Genomic DNA, 16,772 nt, shown 5'->3' on the forward strand with positions numbered 1-16,772 from the left:
GCCCGGCGTCGCCCCGGAGTCTCGGACGAGGACCGAGACCCGATCGTTAAGCGCGCTCACAGTCGGCCGCCGACCTGCGACGCAGCCGTTCAGCAACCGCGCGTCGGGGCGTCGGGGCTAGCGTGCGAGGCGTGCCCAGCCCAGGCCCGTCCGCCCGACCGCTACCGGCGCCGATCCGGCTGATCGCCGTCCTGGCCGTCCTGGCGGCGCTGGTGGTCACCGGGACGCCGCGGGCCGCCGCCGCGCCCTCGACGCCCCCGGCCCGGCCGACCGTCGACCTCGCGGCGCCGACGCCCACCGCGCCACCGGCCGGCCCGCCGCCGCAGGGCAGCGCCCCCGACGGCAGCACGGTCGGCGGCGAGGAGCTCGACACCCGCGGGCTCGTGGTCGCCGACGGCACCCCGCCACTGCCCGACGGCATCGGCGCGGCCGGCTGGCTGGTGGCCGACGCAGGCAGCGGGGCGGTGCTCGCGGCACGGGACCCGCACGGCCGCTACTACCCCGCGAGCACGCTGAAGACCCTGACCCTGCTCACCCTCTCGCCGGTGCTGCCGCCGGACCTCGTGGTCGACGGGACGACGGAGGACGAGAACATCGAGGGCAGCCGGGTGGGCATCGTCCAGGGCGGCCGCTACCCGGTGTCGCTGCTGTTCCGGGCGCTGATGATGCAGTCGGGCAACGACGCGGCGAACGCGCTGGCCCGGGCCGCGGGGGGCGTGCCGGAGACCGTGGCGGCGATGAACGAGACGGCAGAGCGGATCGGCGCCTACGACACGGTCGCGGGGACGCCGTCCGGGCTGGACGTCGCGGGGCAGTCGTCGTCCCCCTACGACCTGGCGCTGATCTTCCGGCAGCTCGTCGCCGACCCGACGACGGAGGCGATCCTGCAGACCACGCTCGCGGACATGCCGGCGGTGGCCGACCGCCCCGGCTTCCAGATCCAGAGCCAGAACCCGCTGCTGACCACCTACCCGGGCATCCTGGGCGGGAAGAGCGGCTTCACCGACGCCGCCCGGCACACCTTCGTCGCCGCGGCCGAGCGCGACGGACGGCGGATCGTGGTCAGCGTCATGCAGACCGAGCGCCGGCCGGTGCGCGAGGCCGACCAGGCGGCCCGCCTGCTGGACTGGGGGTTCAGCGTCCCGGCCGGCACGAAGGGCGTCGGCCGGCTGGTGGAGCCCGGCGAGGTCCCGGCGACGGCAACGGCGACGTCGTCGACCCCGGTCGGGTCGACCGCACCCGCCGGGCCGACCGCGGCCGCGCCCGCGGCGGCGTCGTCCTCGCTCTCGCTGGGCTGGGTCGCGGCCGGGGCCGCGGTGCTGCTGGTCGCGGCGCTGGGCCTCACCGTCGGCGTCCGCCGTCGGGCGCGGCCTCGACGGCGGGCGACGACGCCGTCCACGCGGCGGTGAAGAAGGCGAACCGCGCCACCACGTTGATCCAGACGAGGATGCCGACGGCGCCGCCGAACGCCGACGCGGTGACGCTGGTGCTGATCAGCGACAGGTAGAAGCCGCCGACCAGCTTGAGCGCCTCGAGGCCGACCGCCCCGAACAGCGCCCCCGGCAACAGCCGGCGCAGCGGGTGCGACACCGACGGCACGACGCGCAGCAGCCACAGGAAGACGATCGTGTCGCCGGCGAGCGCGAGCGTGATGCCGACCAGCCAGGTGAGCAGCCCGTAGCCCGGGGCGTCGTCCAGCCCCAGGAACGCCAGCACCCGCCCGGTCGCCTGGGTGACGAACCCGGTGAGCCCGATGCTCAGCAGTCCCGCGGCGCCCAGCGCCAGGAGGGCGAGCAGGTCCTGCAGGTTGTCGCGCAGGAACTCCGGCTTGTCGACCGAGCCCTTCCAGATGTTCTCCATGCCGATGCGCAGCTTGTCCATCGTGCGCAGGCCGGCGTAGAGGAAACCGACCAGCCCGATCACCCCGACCACGCCGGCCGAGTTGATCGCGTCGGTGACCTGGTCGACCAGCCAGTCGCCGGTGGAGCCGGGCACCGCCTCGCGGATCGCGTCGAACAGCTCCTGCTGCAGGACCTCGTTGCCGGACAGCACGAACCCGGCGATCGCGGCAGCGAGCAGCAGCACCGGGAACAGGCCGAGGAAGGCGTAGTACGTGACGCCGGCGGCCATGATCTCGCCCTGCCGGCGCTGGTAGCGGCCGCCGGCGCGGGCCAGGTGGTCGATCCAGGGCCAGCGTCGCCGCAGCCGGGCGGCGATCCGCTGGACCCGGCTCGGGACGTCCGCGACCCGCCGTCCCAGGGACCGCTGGGCGCGGTCGGGCGGGGCGCTGGTCACCCGGCCGAGTCTGGGCCCTCCCCCGCGGGCGCGCGCGTCCTTCCGGTGCGGCGGTTCAGAGCGGCGTGCCGGTGAGGGGGTACTCGCGGGCGATCGCCCACGCTCCGTCGGCGGTCTGCTCGTACTCGGTGAAGTGCCGCACCCGGAACTCGGCGGAGAGGTCGGAGAGGCCGGTGTAGGCCAGCTCCAGCATGTCTGCCGGCACGTCGTGGGCGACGGTGACGTGCGGGTGGTACGGGAAGGACAGCGAGCGGGCGAGCGGGCCGCTGCGGACGTCGTTGGCCAGCAGCTCGCAGTTGCCGATCCCGCGGGCCACGGCGACGAAGACGACGTCGGACACCGGGCTGAACGTGCCGGTGCCCGACAGGTGCATCTCGAACGTCGGGTGCGCCCGGGCGACCGCGGCCAGGTGCGCGCTGATCGCCAACCGCTCCCCGGCCGGCACCTCGGTCGGCGGGAGCAGGGTGACGTGCGGGGGCACCAGGCTGGCCTGCGGGTCACCGACCTTGGCCCGCCAGTCGACGAACAGCTGCGACCAGGGCTCCGGGATGGGGACGACGACCCCGAGGACCGTGGTCTGCGGGGCGGGCTTGCGGCTGCGTGGGACGAAGGTGTCGTCGTTCACGGACGGCTCTCCGGCGCCGGGGGCAGGAAGCCGACCCGCTCGTAGGCCTCCGCCACGGTCCGCGCGGCGACCTCGCGGGCCCGGGCGGCGCCGGCGGCCAGCACCCGCTCGAGCTCGGCGGGGTCGTCGAGCAGCTCCTGCGTGCGCGCGCGGATCGGCTCCAGCGCCCCGGTGACCACCTCCGCGACCTCCTTCTTGAGATCGCCGTAGCCGCGGCCCTCGAACTGCACCTCGAGCTCGGCGATGCTGCGCCCGGACAGCGCGCTGTGGATGGTCAGCAGGTTGCTGACGCCGGCCTTGGCCTCGGGGTCGAAGACCACCTCGCGGCCGGTGTCGGTGACCGCGGACCGGATCTTCTTCGCGGTGACCGCGGCGTCGTCGAGCAGGAACACGCAGCCGGCCGGCGGCAGGCTCTTGCTCATCTTCTTGTCCGGCGCCTGCAGGTCGACGATCTTCGCCGCACCCTCGGGGATGCGCGGCTGGGGCAGCGTGAACGTCTGGCCGAAGCGGCTGTTGAACCGGGTCGCGAGGTCGCGGGTCAGCTCCAGGTGCTGCCGCTGGTCCTCGCCGACCGGCACCTCGTCGGCCTGGTAGACGAGGATGTCGGCGGCCTGCAGCACCGGGTAGGTGAACAGCCCGACCGAGGCCGCCCCGGTGCCCTCCCGCTGGCTCTTGTCCTTGAACTGCGTCATCCGGCTGGCCTCGCCGAACCCGGTGAGGCACTCGAGCACCCACGACAGCCGCACGTGCTCCGGCACGTGGCTCTGCACGAACAGCGCGGAGCGGTCGGGGTCGACGCCGAGCGCGAGCAGCTGGGCGGCCGAGACGAGGGTGTTGCGGCGCAGCTCCGCCGGGTCCTGCGGCAACGTGATCGCGTGCAGGTCGACGACGCAGTAGAACGCTTCCCTGGTCTCCTGCAGGCTCACCCAGTGCCGCAGCGCACCCAGGTAGTTGCCGAGGTGGAAGGAACCCGCCGTCGGCTGGATGCCGGAGAGGACACGGGGAAGAGGCACGGAGGCCATCAAACCAGCCGCCCCGCGGCCTTCTGCTCCGACTCCCCCGTTTCGGGGCGTCGATCGGCCACGCCGAACCTCAGGCCACGCGTGCGCCCGAGCGCACCTCGTCCAGGGCCGCGAGGAAGACGTCGTCCTCCTCGGGGGTGCCGACCGTGACGCGGATGCCGTCCTCGCCGTACGGGCGGGTGATGACCGCCCGGCCCTCCAGGGCCGCGGCGAGCTCGGCGGTCCGCTCCCCCACCGGCAGCCAGACGAAGTTGGCCTGGCTGTCCGGGACGTCGAAGCCGCGCTCGCGCAGCGCGGCGGTGAGCCGGTCGCGCTCGGCGACGACGGCGGCGCAGCGACGCCGGACCTCCTCCTGGCAGCCCAGCGCGGCCACCGCGGCGGCCTGGGCGGGGATGGAGACGCTGAAGGGCACGTGCGTCTTGCGCAGGGCCGCGGCGACGGCGGGGTCCTCGGCGATCACGTAGCCGACCCGCAGCCCGGCCAGCGAGTAGGCCTTGGAGAAGGTGCGCAGCACCGCCACGTTGGGCCGCCCGCGCATCAGCTCCAGGCCGTCGGGGACGTCGGGGTCGGTGACGAACTCGCGGTAGGCCTCGTCGAGGACGACGAGGGTCTGCTCGGGGACGGCGTCGAGGAACCGCTCCAGCTCGGGGCGGCGGACCGCCGTCCCGGTGGGGTTGTTCGGGTTGCACACCCAGACCAGCCGGGTGGTGTCGTCGACCGCCGCGGCCAGCGCCTCGAGGTCGTGGGTGTCGGCCGGGCCACCGGGCCGGGCCGCCCTGAGCGGCACGGGGATGCTGCGCGCGCCGACGACCTGGGCCATGAGCGGGTACATCTCGAACGACCGCCAGGCGAAGGCCATGCTCGTGCCGGGGTCGTTGAACGACTGCGCCAGCTGCTGGCAGAGCGACACCCCGCCGCAGCCGGCGACGACCTGCGCCGGGTCGACGCCGTAGTGCTCCGCGAGGGCCCGGGTCAGGACGAGGGCGCCGTTGTCCGGGTAGCGGTTGGTCTCGGCCATGGCGCTCGCCACCGCCTCGAGGACGGCGGGCAGCGGCGGGAACGGGGTCTCGTTGCTGGCCAGCTTGACCGCGCGCTCCACCCCGATCTCGCGGGCGACGTCGGCGGGGTTGCGTCCCGGCTTGTAGGCAGGCAGCGCCTGCACGGCGGGGCGTGCGGAGACCACGACGTCCGTCCTCCCTAGGGTTGGCCCCATGCGCGTACTCGTCGCCGGCGGAGCCGGCTACATCGGCAGCGTAGTCACGGCCGCCCTGCTGGCGGGCGGGCACGAGGTGACCGTCCTCGACGACCTCTCGACCGGGCACGCCGACGCCGTCCCGTCCGGGGCGCGGTTCGTCGAGGCCTCGCTGCACGACTCGGCGCCCGTGCTCGCCGAGGTCCGGCCCGAGGCGGTGCTGCACTTCGCGGCCAAGAGCCTCGTCGGGGCCTCGCAGCAGACGCCCGAGGAGTACTGGCACGTCAACGTCGGCGGCTCGCTGGCGCTGCTCGAGGCGATGCGCGCCGCCGGCTGCCGCCGGATCGTCTTCTCCTCCACCGCGGCGACCTACGGCGAGCCGGAGCAGGTGCCGATCCGGGAGGACGCCCCCACGCGGCCGACCAACACCTACGGGGCGACGAAACTCGCCGTCGACGCGATGCTGACCTCGTACGCGGTGGCGCACGGGTTCGCCGCGGTGAGCCTGCGCTACTTCAACGTGGCCGGCGCCGCCTACGGCCTGGGCGAGCGGCACACCACCGAGACCCACCTCATCCCGATCGCGCTGCAGGTCGCGGCCGGGCAGCGGGCGCACCTCACCGTCTACGGCGAGGACTACCCGACCCCCGACGGCACCTGCATCCGCGACTACATCCACGTCGCCGACCTCGCCGACGCGCACCTGCTGGCCCTGCCGGCGCCGGCCGAGGGCGAGCACCGGATCTACAACCTCGGCAACGGCACCGGCTTCTCGGTGCAGGAGGTGGTCGACGCCGTCCGCCGGGTCACCGGGCACCCGGTGCCGGTCGAGGTCGGCGCCCGCCGGTCCGGCGACCCGGCGCAGCTGGTCGCCTCCAGCGAGCGGATCCGCGCGGACCTGGGCTGGACGCCGCAGCACGCGGACCTGACCGGGATCGTCCGCGACGCCTGGGAGGTCGCGCGGGCCCGCTGACCTCAGCCGGCCGCGGCGCCGCTCTCGACCTCGGCGCCGTCCCCGCTGCCCGACGCCGGGCGGCTGACCTCGAGCCGGGCGATCCGCCGTCCGTCGAGCTCCAGGACGGTGAGCGTGCGGCCCTCGACCTCCACGCTGTCGCCGACCTCGGGCAGCCGGCCCAGCTCGGCGAGCACGTAGCCGGCGACCGTCTCGTACGGGCCCTCGGGCAGCTGCAGTCCGGTCGCCTCGGTGAAGTCGTCGAGGTTGAGCAGCCCGTCGACCTCGCGCGGGCCGTCGGCGCGGCCGTCGTCCTCGGGGGTGACCTCCGCGTCGTACTCGTCGTAGATCTCCCCGATGACCTCCTCGATGAGGTCCTCGAGGGTGACGATGCCGTCGGTGCCGCCGTACTCGTCGATGACGATGGCCAGGTGGTGGTTCTCCCGTCGCATCTCGGAGAGCGCGGTGAGGACGCCGGCCGTGCCGGGCAGGCGCTTGACCTCACGGGCGAGGTCGCCGACCGTCGCCGCGCGCCCGGCGGGGTGGTTGGGCAGGAACAGGTCTCGCACGTGCACGAAGCCGACGACGTCGTCCTCGTCGCGGCCGACCACCGGGTAGCGCGACCAGTTCTGCTCGGCGACCAGCTTGGCCGCACGGCTGGCGGTCATACCCGCCTCGAGGAAGGTGACCTCGGTGCGCGGGGTCATGACCTCGCGGACCTCGCGGTCGCCGGCCCGGAAGACCTCGTCGATGAGCCGGCGCTCGTCGCTGGTGAGCGACTCGTGCGCGGCCACCAGGTCGCGCAGCTCCTCCTGGCTGATCGACTCACCGCTCCGCTTCGGGTCACCGCCGAGCAGCCGGACCAGCAGGTCGGTGGACTTCGACAGCAGCCAGACGATCGGCCGGAACAGCTTGGCGATCGTGTTGAGCGGCGAGGCCACGATCAGCGAGAAGCCCTCGGCCCGCTGCAGGGCCAGCCGCTTGGGCGTCAGCTCGCCGACCACGAGGGACAGGTAGCTGATCCCGATCGTGACGATGACCAGGCCGAGGGTGCCGGCGAGGCCGTCGCTCACGCCGAGGCCGACCAGCCAGTCGGCGACCGGCCGCGACAGGGTGCTCGCGCCGAAGGCCGCGGAGAAGAAGCCGGCGACCGTGACGCCGACCTGGACGGCGGCGAGGAAGCGGTTCGGGTCGCTGAGCAGCCGCTGCAGGGCCTGCCCGCGGCGTCCCCTCTCCGAGAGGGAGCGGACCTGTGACTCCCGGAGCGAGACCAGGGCGATCTCCGCCCCGGAGAAGGCGCCGCCGATCAGGACGAAGACGACGACCATGATGATGTTGAGCCAGACGTCGCTCACCGGCGGCGCGCTCCTCGGGTTCAGGTGGTGCGGACCCCCTCCATGCTGCCCGCAGTCGGTGGCGCTGCCCACCACGGGTCCGATGACGCAACTCACCGGGGCGAAATGTGAATTGCCTCACTCCTGACTCCCCGTAACGCCACGGATACGGCTAGTCTCGACAAAGTAACGATCCGTGATCTAGCAGCTCGTGAGGATCTTCCCGTGCACCACTCGCCCAGCGGCCCCTCGCTCTTCGCGCGACTCACCGCGGCACTCTCCCGTTGGGCCTTCCACCTGCCGCGTTCCCTGCGGCTGCGCGGGCGGATCGCGCCGGTCGTGCTCGTCTGCGGCGTCGTCGCCGGCATCGCGCTGTCGATCCCGGCGTTCGCCCCGGCCATCACGAGCGCCGATGACACGACCGTCGGCCTGGACGCCTCGGCGGCCTCGTCGTCCGGGGAGTCGCGGACCGGCGGCGGCGAGCGCTCGGGTGTGGTGCGGATGGGCGTGGACGGGGCCCCCGCCACGGAGACCTCGCCCGAGACCACGGGTGCCGCGCCGGAGAGCACGACCGAGGTGCCCGCGGCCGACGTCCCTTCGGCCTCCGACTCCGCCATCGAGGCGGCTCCGGAGACGACGGAGAAGACCACGACCTCGTCGTCCCCGGCCGCGGCGGCCCCGGAGACCAGCGAGTCGGCTCCTGCGCCGGCACCGGCTCCCGCGCCCGCGGCTGCTGCTGCTGCTGCTGCTGCGCCGGCGGCCCCGGCTGCGCCCGCGGACCTCAGCGCCGAGGGGCAGGTGCTCGCGCTGGTGAACCAGGAGCGCGCGGCCGCCGGCTGCGGCGCCCTCGTGGCCGACGACGGCCTGGCCGGCCTCGCCCGGGCGTTCAGCGCCGACATGCGCGACCGGGGCTTCTTCTCGCACGACGACCCCGACGGCCTCTCGCCGTTCGACCGCGGTGACCGCGCCGGCGTGACCGTGATGGCCGAGAACATCGCCTACGGCCAGGGCGACGCCGCGGCCGTGATGAGCGACTGGATGAACAGCCCCGGCCACCGGGCGAACATCCTCAACTGCTCCTACTCGCGGATCGGCATCGGCGTCGCCTACGGCCCCGGCGGCCCCTGGTGGACCCAGGACTTCGCCTGATCCGTCGCACTTCATGATCACTTCGGGTCCACCGTTGCCTCACCGCCCCTGAGACAACGGTGGACCCGAGGTGATCACAGAGGGAGGGCCCGGGAGAGCTCCGCGAGGAGCGCATGGGGCCGGCGCAGGTCTTCCTTCGTCACGAAGTGGACCCGCCAGTCGACCGCCGACAAGCGGTTGAGCCGCCGGCGGTCCTTCGGGAACTGATCCGGATCGCCGTGCCAGACACCGTCGTACTCGACGGCGAGCTGGTACTCCGGCCAGGCGAAGTCGACCTTGGCGACGAACCGCCCACCTACACGCACCTGATACTGGGCGATCGGTACGGGAAGTCCGGAGCGGTGCAACAGCAGTCGCAGGCGCGTCTCCGGCGGTGACTCCGCCAGCCCGTCGGCCAGGGCCGCGGTGCGTCGCGCGACCGCGCTGCCCCTGCACCGCGGCAGCGCCTGCACCGCGGCACGGACGTCGGCGAGGTCGACAACGCGTGCGTTCACGAGACGGTCGAGCAGCACGACGGATTCGTCAGCCTCGTCGCACCGGATCAGGTCCACGGCCGTGCGGACGCGGTCGGTCCAGCGCATTCCCCGTCCGTCGCGGACGACGTCGCCGTCGAGCGCGGCGCTGCGTACGACGACACCAGGGCCGGGCGTCCACCGGGTGCCCGGCGGGACGACGACCTCCACGGGCTCCTCGGCCTGGCGAGATCAGCGAGGCCCCAGAGCACCGCCGCCGTCCGCCCGCCCATCGCCGCGTTGCGCGGCATCACCAGGCTCACGCCTCGCGCCATCAGCCGGTGGTCGACCGGCAGCGCCACGTCGGCGTACACGTCACGACGCAACCGCCGCCAGGCGCGGCTGCGCAGCTGCTGCTCGGTGAGGACCCCTGCGCGCACCGCCCAGGTGCCCCGGAAGACGCGCCCGCGCAGGAGCGAGGGGCGCTGAGGGGGCACGGGCACCGCGGAAGCGTGCCGGGAGAGTGCCCCTCTGCGCTGTCGCTGTCCACAGGACGGTGATCACCTCGGGTCCAGCGTTGCCTCAGGAGCGCTGAGGCAACGCTGGACCCGAGGTGATCACGCACGACGGCCCCCCGCCCGGTCGGGCGAGGGGCCGTCGTCAGCGTGCCGAGTCTCAGGCCATGGCCTTCTTCAGGTTGCTGTCGATCGCCGAGAGGAAGTCCTGGGTGTTGAGCCAGGCCTGGTCGCGGCTGATCAGCAGCGCGAGGTCCTTGGTCATCTGACCGCTCTCGACGGTGTCGATGCAGACCTTCTCGAGCGTCTCCGCGAAGCGCGTGACCTCGGGGGTCTTGTCGAGCTTGCCGCGGTGGGCCAGGCCCCGGGTCCAGGCGAAGATCGACGCGATCGGGTTGGTCGACGTCTCCTTGCCCTGCTGGTGCTGGCGATAGTGCCGAGTGACCGTGCCGTGCGCGGCCTCGGCCTCGACGGTGCGGCCGTCGGGGCTCATCAGCACCGACGTCATCAGGCCCAGCGAGCCGAAGCCCTGGGCCACGGTGTCGGACTGGACGTCGCCGTCGTAGTTCTTGCACGCCCAGACGTAGCCGCCCTCCCACTTGAGGGACGCCGCGACCATGTCGTCGATCAGCCGGTGCTCGTAGGTGATGCCGGCGGACTCGAACTTGTCCTTGAACTCGGTCTCGAAGACCTCCTGGAACAGGTCCTTGAACCGGCCGTCGTAGGCCTTGAGGATCGTGTTCTTGGTCGAGAGGTAGACCGGGTAGTTGCGCTGCAGGCCGTAGTTCATCGAGGCCCGCGCGAAGTCGCGGATCGAGTCGTCGAGGTTGTACATCGCCATCGCGACGCCGCCGCCGGGCGACTGGAACACCTCGTGCTGGATCGGCTCGCCGCCGTCCTTGGGCTGGAAGCTGATCGTCAGCGTGCCCTCGCCCGGGAACTTGAAGTCGGTCGCGCGGTACTGGTCACCGAACGCGTGGCGGCCGACGACGATCGGCTTGGTCCAGCCCGGCACCAGCCGCGGCACGTTGGACATGATGATCGGCTCGCGGAAGATCACGCCGCCGAGGATGTTGCGGATCGTCCCGTTCGGGGACCGCCACATCTTCTTCAGGCCGAACTCCTCGACGCGGGCCTCGTCGGGCGTGATCGTGGCGCACTTGACGCCCACGCCGTGCTTCTTGATCGCATTGGCGGCGTCGATGGTGATCTGGTCGTCGGTCTCGTCGCGCTTCTCGATGCCCAGGTCGTAGTACTCGAGGTTCACGTCGAGGTACGGGAGGATCAGCTGGTCCTTGATGAACTGCCAGATGATCCGGGTCATCTCGTCGCCGTCGAGTTCGACGACGGTGCCCTCGACCTTGATCTTGCTCACGCTGGTTGTTCCCTCTCTGCAGCTCTGACCGGTGCGGTCAGAGGTCGGCTACGTCAGCCTGCTTGGCCCGGACGGCCTCGGCGGCTTCGCGCAGCCCGGCCAGCTCGCTCTCGGTCAGATCGCCCTCGACCACGCGGCGCACGCCTTCGCGGCCGATCTCGGCCTCGACGCCGAGGTACACCCCGGAGATCCCGTACTCGCCGTCCACCCATGCGCAGACCGGCATGACGGCGCCCGAGTCCTCCATGACCGCGCGGGCCATGCGGGCCGCCGCGGCGGAGGGGGCGTAGTACGCCGACCCGGTCTTCAGCAGCGCGACCACCTCGGCCCCGCCGTTGCGGGTGCGCTCGACCAGGTGGTCGATGCGGTCCTGGGGCAGCACGTCGGCCAGCGGCTTGCCGTCGACGGTGCACCGCGACGGGACCGGCACCATCGTGTCGCCGTGCGAGCCGAGGGTCAGGGTCTGCACCGAGCCGACTGGGACACCGAGCTCCTCGGCGACGTTGTTGGTGAAACGCGCGGTGTCGAGCATGCCCGCTTGGCCCATCACCCGGTTCTTCGGGAAGCCGGTGGCCAGCTGCGCCAGCGCGGTCATCTCGTCGAGCGGGTTGGAGACGACGATGATCACCGCGTCGGGCGAGGTCCGGGCGATGTTCTCCGCGACCTGCCGGACGATCTTCGCGTTGGTCTCGATGAGGTCCATCCGGCTCATGCCGGGCTTGCGCGGGAGACCCGCGGTGATGACGACGACGTCGGAGTTCTCGGTGCCCTCGTAGGAGCCGCCGCCGACGCCGACGATCTTGGTCTCGAAGCCCTCGATCGGCCGCGACTGGTTCATGTCGAGGGCGATGCCCTCCGGCTTGCCCTCCACGATGTCGGTGAGGACGACGGTCTCGAAGATGTCGTACTCGGCGAGCCGCAGAGCCGTGGTGGACCCGTAGAAACCGGCGCCGACGACGGTGACCTTGCCCGACCGGGACTTCTCTGCCATGGCCCTCAACCTAGCGCCGGGGCCCGCCACGCGCCTGAGCGGGTCGGAGGGCCCCTGCCGCGGGCGACCGTGACGGGGTCAGACAGCGGGGATCGCGAGCGCGATGATCGCCAGCGCCAGCCCGGTCCCCGCCAGCAGCAGGACGTCGACCGGCCGGCTCCGGACGGCGAGGAACCCCACCCGCCGGACCGGCAGCAGCAGCCGCAGCACCGCTCCCCCGACCAGCGCCAGCCCGGCGACGACCAGGCCCATGCGCCAGTGCTCGAAGGTGACCATCAGCAGCCCCACGCCGACCGCGATCAGCACCACGAGCAGCGGCAGCTGGCGGATCAGGCCGGCCAGGAACGGCCGGCGGGTGTAGAGCGGCGGCTGCGACATCAGGCCGAGAGGACCTCGACGGCCGCGGCCTGCTCCGCCGCGGCCACGACGTTGGCCAGCAGCATCGCGCGGGTCATCGGCCCGACGCCGCCGGGGTTGGGGGCCACGTGGCCGGCGACGTCCACGACGTCGAGGGCGACGTCCCCGGCGATCTTGCCGTCGACCCGGCTGACGCCGACGTCGAGGACGGCGGCGCCGGGCTTGACGATGTCCTTCGTGATCAGGCCGGGAACTCCCGCGGCCGCGACCACGATGTCGGCGCCCCGGACGTGCGCGGCCAGGTCGCGGGTGCCGGTGTGGCACAGGGTCACGGTGGCGTTCTCGCTGCGCCGGGTGAGCAGCAGCCCGAGCGGGCGGCCCACGGTGATGCCGCGGCCGATGACCACGACCTCCGCGCCGGCGATCGGCACGTCGTGGCGGCGCAGCAGCTCGACGATGCCGACCGGGGTGCACGGCAGCGCGCCGGGGACGTTGAGCACCAGGCGGCCGAGGTTGACCGGGTGCAGGCCGTCGGCGTCCTTGGCCGGGTCCATCGCCTCGAGGACGGCGTACTCGTCGACCTGCTTCGGCAGCGGCAGCTGGACGATGTAGCCGGTGCAGGCCGGGTCGGCGTTGAGCTCGGCGACGACGTGCAGCACGTCGGCCTGCGTCGCCGTCGCCGGCAGCTCCCGCTGGATGCTGGCGATGCCGACCTGGGCGCAGTCCTTGTGCTTGGCGTCGACGTACCAGCGGCTGCCCGGGTCGTCGCCGACGAGCAGCGTGCCGAGCCCCGGCCGGTGACCGGCCGCGGTCAGCGCCGCGACCCGCTCGGTGAGCTCGGTGCGGATCGCCGCTGCCGTGGCCTTGCCGTCCAGGATCGTCGCGGGCACGACCGACAGTGTGCCCGAGACGACTCACCGGGACCGCCGTCGGCCCTAGGCTCGTGTTCGTGGGCGACTTCCCGCGCCCGCCGACCCGCCGGAGGAGCCAGATGAGCGAGCGCGAGCAGACCCCGTACCCGGCCGGGAGCCGGTCCGCGCAGGAGGAGCAGCAGCCCCGCCCCGCCGACGAGTCGTGGCGGGAGCAGACGACGCCGGGGATCACCCCGGTCGTCGGCGGCTCGGCCCCCATGGGGTCCGGGGCGCCCGGCTACGCCGGAGCGGGCCCCGCCTACGCCGGGACGGGCGAGAACTACTACACGACCCCGCAGTACTCGACCCAGCCGGTCAAGGTCCGCCGGGCGGACGCGGTCGCGGCGCTCCTGCTGATCCTCGCCGGCATCGCGGCCGGGGTGAGCCTGGTGCTGTCCTGGCTGCCGCGGGACGACACCCGGGGCTGGGACATCCTGCGGCTCGGCTTCGACACGATCGCCGACGACGGCATCGGGAAGCTGTTCAGCTCCGGGTTCTGGCAACCGCTGGCGGTGATCCTCGGCGGCGGGGTGCTGTTCGTCCTCGGGCTGCTGATGCTGATCCCCGCGCGCGCCCACCGCTTCCTCGGCCTGCTCGCGCTGCTGGTCAGCATCGCCGTCGCCGCCGGCGTGCTCGTCCCGCTGGCGGACAACGGCTGGGACCTCGGCGAGTTCGGCGTCGGCTTCTACTTCGCCATCGCCGTCGGCGTCCTCGGCCTGCTCGGCTCGCTCAAGGCCCTGCTCACCGGCCCGAAGACCAGGACGACGACCCCGGCTACGCCCTGACCCTCCGGCGCCCGGGCGCTATTCCGCGACCAGGGCGCCGTGGGCGCGGGCGAACGAGACCGCCTGCACGAGGTCCAGCCGGACGCCGTGCAGGTCGAGCGCCCGCCAGTTGACGGCCTCGGTGGAGGCGCCGCGCAGGTCCGCGCCGCGCAGCTTCAGGCCCTGCACGCGGACGTTGTCCAGGTCGGCGCCGACCAGGTTGCACTCGCGCAGGTCCGCGTCGGTGAGGTCGGCCTCGCGCAGCCGCTGACCGGAGAAGTCCAGCCCCGAGAGGTCCGCGCCACGCAGCGCCGTCCAGCTCCAGTCGCTGTCGGTCGACGTCATGGGCCGCAGCTCCGCGCCCGGGAACTGCGAGCCGGTCAGCTTGCAGCCGTCCCACACGGCGTCGAAGAGCTTGGCCCGGTCGAACCGGCAGGACAGGAACGCCGAGCCCGAGTGCCGCGACCCGCCGAGCAGCACCCCCGTGAGCACGCACGACTCGAAGACGCAGCGCCGGGTGACCAGCTCCGACAGCGACGCGTCGTCGAACCGGCAGCGGGTGAACGTGACGTTCGAGAGCTCCACCCAGTCCCACTCGACCCGGGCGAAGTCCTCCCCCTCGACGACGGCGCCGTCCTCGGGCGGGCGGACGTGCGGTCGCGTACCCCGCACCGCTAGTGGGCGAAGTGCCGGGTGCCGGTCAGGTACATCGGGACGCCGGCCGCGGTGGCCGCCGCGATGACCTCCTCGTCGCGCACCGACCCGCCGGGCTGGACGACGGCCCGCACCCCCGCCTCGAGCAGCACCTGCAGGCCGTCGGCGAACGGGAAGAACGCGTCGGAGGCCGCGACCGCCCCGGCGGCCCGGTCCCCCGCCCGCGCCACGGCCAGTCGGGCGGCGTCCACGCGGTTGACCTGGCCCATGCCGACGCCGACGGTGGCCTTGTCGTGCGCGAGCAGGATCGCGTTGCTCTTCACCGCGCGGACGCTGCGCCAGGCGAACACCAGGTTGTCCAGCTCCACGGCGTCCACCGGCTCGCCGGCCACGAGGGTCCACGTGGTCGGGTCGTCGCCGGAGGCGTCGATGCGGTCGATGGTCTGCAGCAGCAGCCCGCCGCTGACCGGGCGCAGCTCCGCACCGGGCCCGGGCACGTGCGGCAGCCGCAGGATGCGGATGTTCTTCTTCGTCGTCAGCACCTGCAGCGCGTCGGCGGTGAAGGACGGCGCGACGACGACCTCGGTGAACACCTCGGCGACCTGCTCGGCCATCGTCAGGTCGACCTCGCGGTTGGCCGCGATGACGCCGCCGAACGCCGAGACGGGGTCGCAGGCGTGCGCCTTGCGGTGCGCCGAGGCGATGTCGGAGCCGACGGCGATCCCGCACGGGTTGGCGTGCTTGATGATCGCCACGCACGGGTCGTTGTGGTCGTGCGCGGCCCGCCAGGCGGCGTCGGTGTCGACGTAGTTGTTGTAGGACATCGCCTTGCCGTGCAGCTGCTCGGAATGCGCCAGCCCGGGCCGCTCACCCCGGTAGAGAGCCGCCCGCTGGTGCGGGTTCTCGCCGTAGCGCAGCACGTCGGCCCGCTGCCAGGTGGCCCCGACCCAGCCGGGGAAGCCGGTGCCGTCGTCGTCCGGCGCGAGCACGTTGCCCATCCACGAGGCGACCGCGATGTCGTAGGTCGCCGTGTGCCGGAACGCCGCGGCGGCCAGCTGCTGCCGCTCGCCCAGGGTGAACCCGCCCTCGGCCACCGCCGCCAGGACGTCGCCGTAGCGGGCCGGGTCGACGACGACGGCGACCGACGGGTGGTTCTTCGCCGCGGCCCGGACCATGGCCGGCCCGCCGATGTCGATCTGCTCGACGCACTCGTCGGGGGACGCGCCCGAGGCCACCGTCTCGGTGAACGGGTAGAGGTTGACCACCACGAGGTCGAACGGCGCGATGCCGAGCTCGTCGAGCTGCGCGCTGTGCTCGGCCTTGCGCCGGTCGGCCAGGATCCCGGCGTGGACGGCGGGGTGCAGCGTCTTGACCCGCCCGTCGAGGCACTCGGGGAACCCGGTCACCTTCTCCACCGGCGTGACCGGGACGCCGGCCTCGGCGATCCGCCGGGCGGTGGCGCCGGTGCTCACCAGCTCGACGCCGGCGGCGGCGAGGCCGCGGGCGAGCTCCTCGATCCCGCTCTTGTCGTAGACGCCCAGCAGCGCACGACGGATCGGCGTGCGGTCGGTCATCGCGAGTTCTCCCTCGTCGCGTTCGCGGTGACGAGCTGCGCCACCGTCTCCACCAGGAGCTCGCGCTCCACCGTCTTGATGCGTTCGTGCAGGCTCGCCTCGTCGTCCCCGGGCTCGACGGGGACCTCGCGCTGGGCGAGCACCGGGCCGGTGTCCACCCCGGCGTCGACCACGTGCACGGTCGAGCCGGTCACCGCCACCCCGGCGGCCAGCGCGTCCCGGACGGCGTGCGCGCCGGGGAAGGCCGGCAGCAGCGCGGGATGGGTGTTGATCAGCCGGCCGCCGAACGCGTCCAGCACGGCTGGCCCGACGATCTTCATGAAGCCGGCGGAGACCACCAGGCTCGGCTCGAACGCGGCGATGGCGGCGGCCAGCGCGCGGTCCCAGGCGGCGCGGTCGGGGTGCTCCCCCAGCGCGCACACGAAGGTCGGCAGGCCGCGGCGGAGGGCGTGCTCCAGCCCGGGCGCCTCGCGGTCGGCACCGACGGCGACCACCTCGGCCGGGTAGCCGGGGTCGTCGGCGGCGTCGAGCAGCGCGGCGCACAGCGAGCCGGTCCCCGACAGCAGGACGACGACGCGCGCCCGCGGGGTGGGCTCGGGTGCGGACACCC

The 16,772-nt window shown here is 73.3% G+C and carries 17 protein-coding genes; 4 read left to right on the forward strand and 13 right to left on the reverse strand.

Going from position 1 to position 16,772, the window contains the following annotated elements:
- Positions 1 to 131 precede the first annotated feature (131 nt).
- Positions 132 to 1,409: a D-alanyl-D-alanine carboxypeptidase family protein gene (locus AB3388_RS23455; RefSeq protein WP_495407729.1), complete on the forward strand. Its 1,278-nt coding sequence runs from the start codon at positions 132 to 134 to the stop codon at positions 1,407 to 1,409.
- Here AB3388_RS23455 and AB3388_RS23460 read toward each other — a convergent pair.
- The 4 genes from AB3388_RS23460 to hisC form a co-directional block, all read right to left on the reverse strand.
- Positions 1,342 to 2,295: a YihY/virulence factor BrkB family protein gene (locus AB3388_RS23460; protein ID WP_495407730.1), complete on the reverse strand. Its 954-nt coding sequence runs from the start codon at positions 2,293 to 2,295 to the stop codon at positions 1,342 to 1,344. The two genes, AB3388_RS23455 and AB3388_RS23460, sit on opposite strands and share 68 nt — an antisense overlap.
- A 55-nt stretch (positions 2,296 to 2,350) precedes the next feature.
- Positions 2,351 to 2,920, reverse strand: a complete 570-nt coding sequence (locus AB3388_RS23465) for a 2'-5' RNA ligase family protein (protein WP_495407732.1) — start codon at positions 2,918 to 2,920, stop codon at positions 2,351 to 2,353.
- Positions 2,917 to 3,942, reverse strand: coding sequence for a tryptophan--tRNA ligase (gene trpS / locus AB3388_RS23470; RefSeq protein WP_495407733.1), 1,026 nt, complete (start codon positions 3,940 to 3,942; stop codon positions 2,917 to 2,919). The genes AB3388_RS23465 and trpS overlap by 4 nt, the downstream gene beginning before the upstream one ends.
- Before the next feature lie 70 nt (positions 3,943 to 4,012).
- Positions 4,013 to 5,125, reverse strand: coding sequence for a histidinol-phosphate transaminase (hisC, locus tag AB3388_RS23475; protein WP_495407734.1), 1,113 nt, complete (start codon positions 5,123 to 5,125; stop codon positions 4,013 to 4,015).
- A gap of 28 nt (positions 5,126 to 5,153) precedes the next feature.
- On the opposite strand from hisC, the gene galE reads away from it, so the two are divergent.
- Complete coding sequence (gene galE / locus AB3388_RS23480) at positions 5,154 to 6,107, forward strand: UDP-glucose 4-epimerase GalE (RefSeq protein WP_495407735.1); 954 nt, start codon at positions 5,154 to 5,156, stop codon at positions 6,105 to 6,107.
- A gap of 2 nt (positions 6,108 to 6,109) precedes the next feature.
- Here the strand turns inward: galE and AB3388_RS23485 are convergent, their stop codons facing one another.
- Complete coding sequence (locus AB3388_RS23485) at positions 6,110 to 7,441, reverse strand: hemolysin family protein (protein ID WP_495407736.1); 1,332 nt, start codon at positions 7,439 to 7,441, stop codon at positions 6,110 to 6,112.
- A gap of 204 nt (positions 7,442 to 7,645) precedes the next feature.
- On the opposite strand from AB3388_RS23485, the gene AB3388_RS23490 reads away from it, so the two are divergent.
- The gene (locus AB3388_RS23490; protein ID WP_495407737.1) at positions 7,646 to 8,569 is read left to right on the forward strand and encodes a CAP domain-containing protein; all 924 of its coding nucleotides are present in this window, start codon (positions 7,646 to 7,648) and stop codon (positions 8,567 to 8,569) included.
- A 74-nt stretch (positions 8,570 to 8,643) separates the two neighbouring features.
- Here the strand turns inward: AB3388_RS23490 and AB3388_RS23495 are convergent, their stop codons facing one another.
- From AB3388_RS23495 to AB3388_RS23515, 5 genes are all read right to left on the reverse strand, one after another.
- Positions 8,644 to 9,252 (reverse strand): endonuclease domain-containing protein, encoded by a 609-nt coding sequence (locus AB3388_RS23495; RefSeq protein WP_495407738.1) that lies wholly within the window; start codon positions 9,250 to 9,252, stop codon positions 8,644 to 8,646.
- A 444-nt stretch (positions 9,253 to 9,696) separates the two neighbouring features.
- Positions 9,697 to 10,911, reverse strand: a complete 1,215-nt coding sequence (locus AB3388_RS23500; protein WP_495407739.1) for an NADP-dependent isocitrate dehydrogenase — start codon at positions 10,909 to 10,911, stop codon at positions 9,697 to 9,699.
- A 37-nt stretch (positions 10,912 to 10,948) separates the two neighbouring features.
- The gene (mdh, locus tag AB3388_RS23505) at positions 10,949 to 11,902 is read right to left on the reverse strand and encodes a malate dehydrogenase (RefSeq protein ID WP_495407740.1); all 954 of its coding nucleotides are present in this window, start codon (positions 11,900 to 11,902) and stop codon (positions 10,949 to 10,951) included.
- Positions 11,903 to 11,980: 78 nt separating this feature from the next.
- The gene (locus AB3388_RS23510; protein WP_495407741.1) at positions 11,981 to 12,280 is read right to left on the reverse strand and encodes a DUF3017 domain-containing protein; all 300 of its coding nucleotides are present in this window, start codon (positions 12,278 to 12,280) and stop codon (positions 11,981 to 11,983) included.
- A complete protein-coding gene (locus AB3388_RS23515; protein WP_495407742.1) occupies positions 12,280 to 13,149 on the reverse strand; it encodes a bifunctional methylenetetrahydrofolate dehydrogenase/methenyltetrahydrofolate cyclohydrolase in 870 nt (289 codons plus the stop codon). Before AB3388_RS23515 ends, AB3388_RS23510 begins: the two co-directional genes overlap by 1 nt.
- 101 nt (positions 13,150 to 13,250) lie before the next feature.
- Here AB3388_RS23515 and AB3388_RS23520 point away from each other — a divergent pair, with 101 nt between their 5' ends.
- Positions 13,251 to 13,955 carry a hypothetical protein gene (locus tag AB3388_RS23520; protein WP_495407743.1) on the forward strand — a complete coding sequence of 235 codons (705 nt, stop codon included), beginning with the start codon at positions 13,251 to 13,253 and terminating at the stop codon, positions 13,953 to 13,955.
- An 18-nt stretch (positions 13,956 to 13,973) separates the two neighbouring features.
- Here AB3388_RS23520 and AB3388_RS23525 read toward each other — a convergent pair whose 3' ends face one another.
- From AB3388_RS23525 to purN, 3 genes are read right to left on the reverse strand one after another with little or no spacing between them, the layout of a single operon-like run.
- Positions 13,974 to 14,606: a pentapeptide repeat-containing protein gene (locus AB3388_RS23525; RefSeq protein ID WP_495407744.1), complete on the reverse strand. Its 633-nt coding sequence runs from the start codon at positions 14,604 to 14,606 to the stop codon at positions 13,974 to 13,976.
- 2 nt (positions 14,607 to 14,608) lie between these two features.
- The gene (purH, locus tag AB3388_RS23530) at positions 14,609 to 16,162 is read right to left on the reverse strand and encodes a bifunctional phosphoribosylaminoimidazolecarboxamide formyltransferase/IMP cyclohydrolase (protein WP_495407745.1); all 1,554 of its coding nucleotides are present in this window, start codon (positions 16,160 to 16,162) and stop codon (positions 14,609 to 14,611) included.
- Positions 16,159 to 16,770: a phosphoribosylglycinamide formyltransferase gene (purN, locus tag AB3388_RS23535; protein WP_495407746.1), complete on the reverse strand. Its 612-nt coding sequence runs from the start codon at positions 16,768 to 16,770 to the stop codon at positions 16,159 to 16,161. Before purN ends, purH begins: the two co-directional genes overlap by 4 nt.
- Positions 16,771 to 16,772: the final 2 nt, after the last annotated feature.

The organism is Geodermatophilus sp. SMS 5-13, assembly GCF_059428245.1.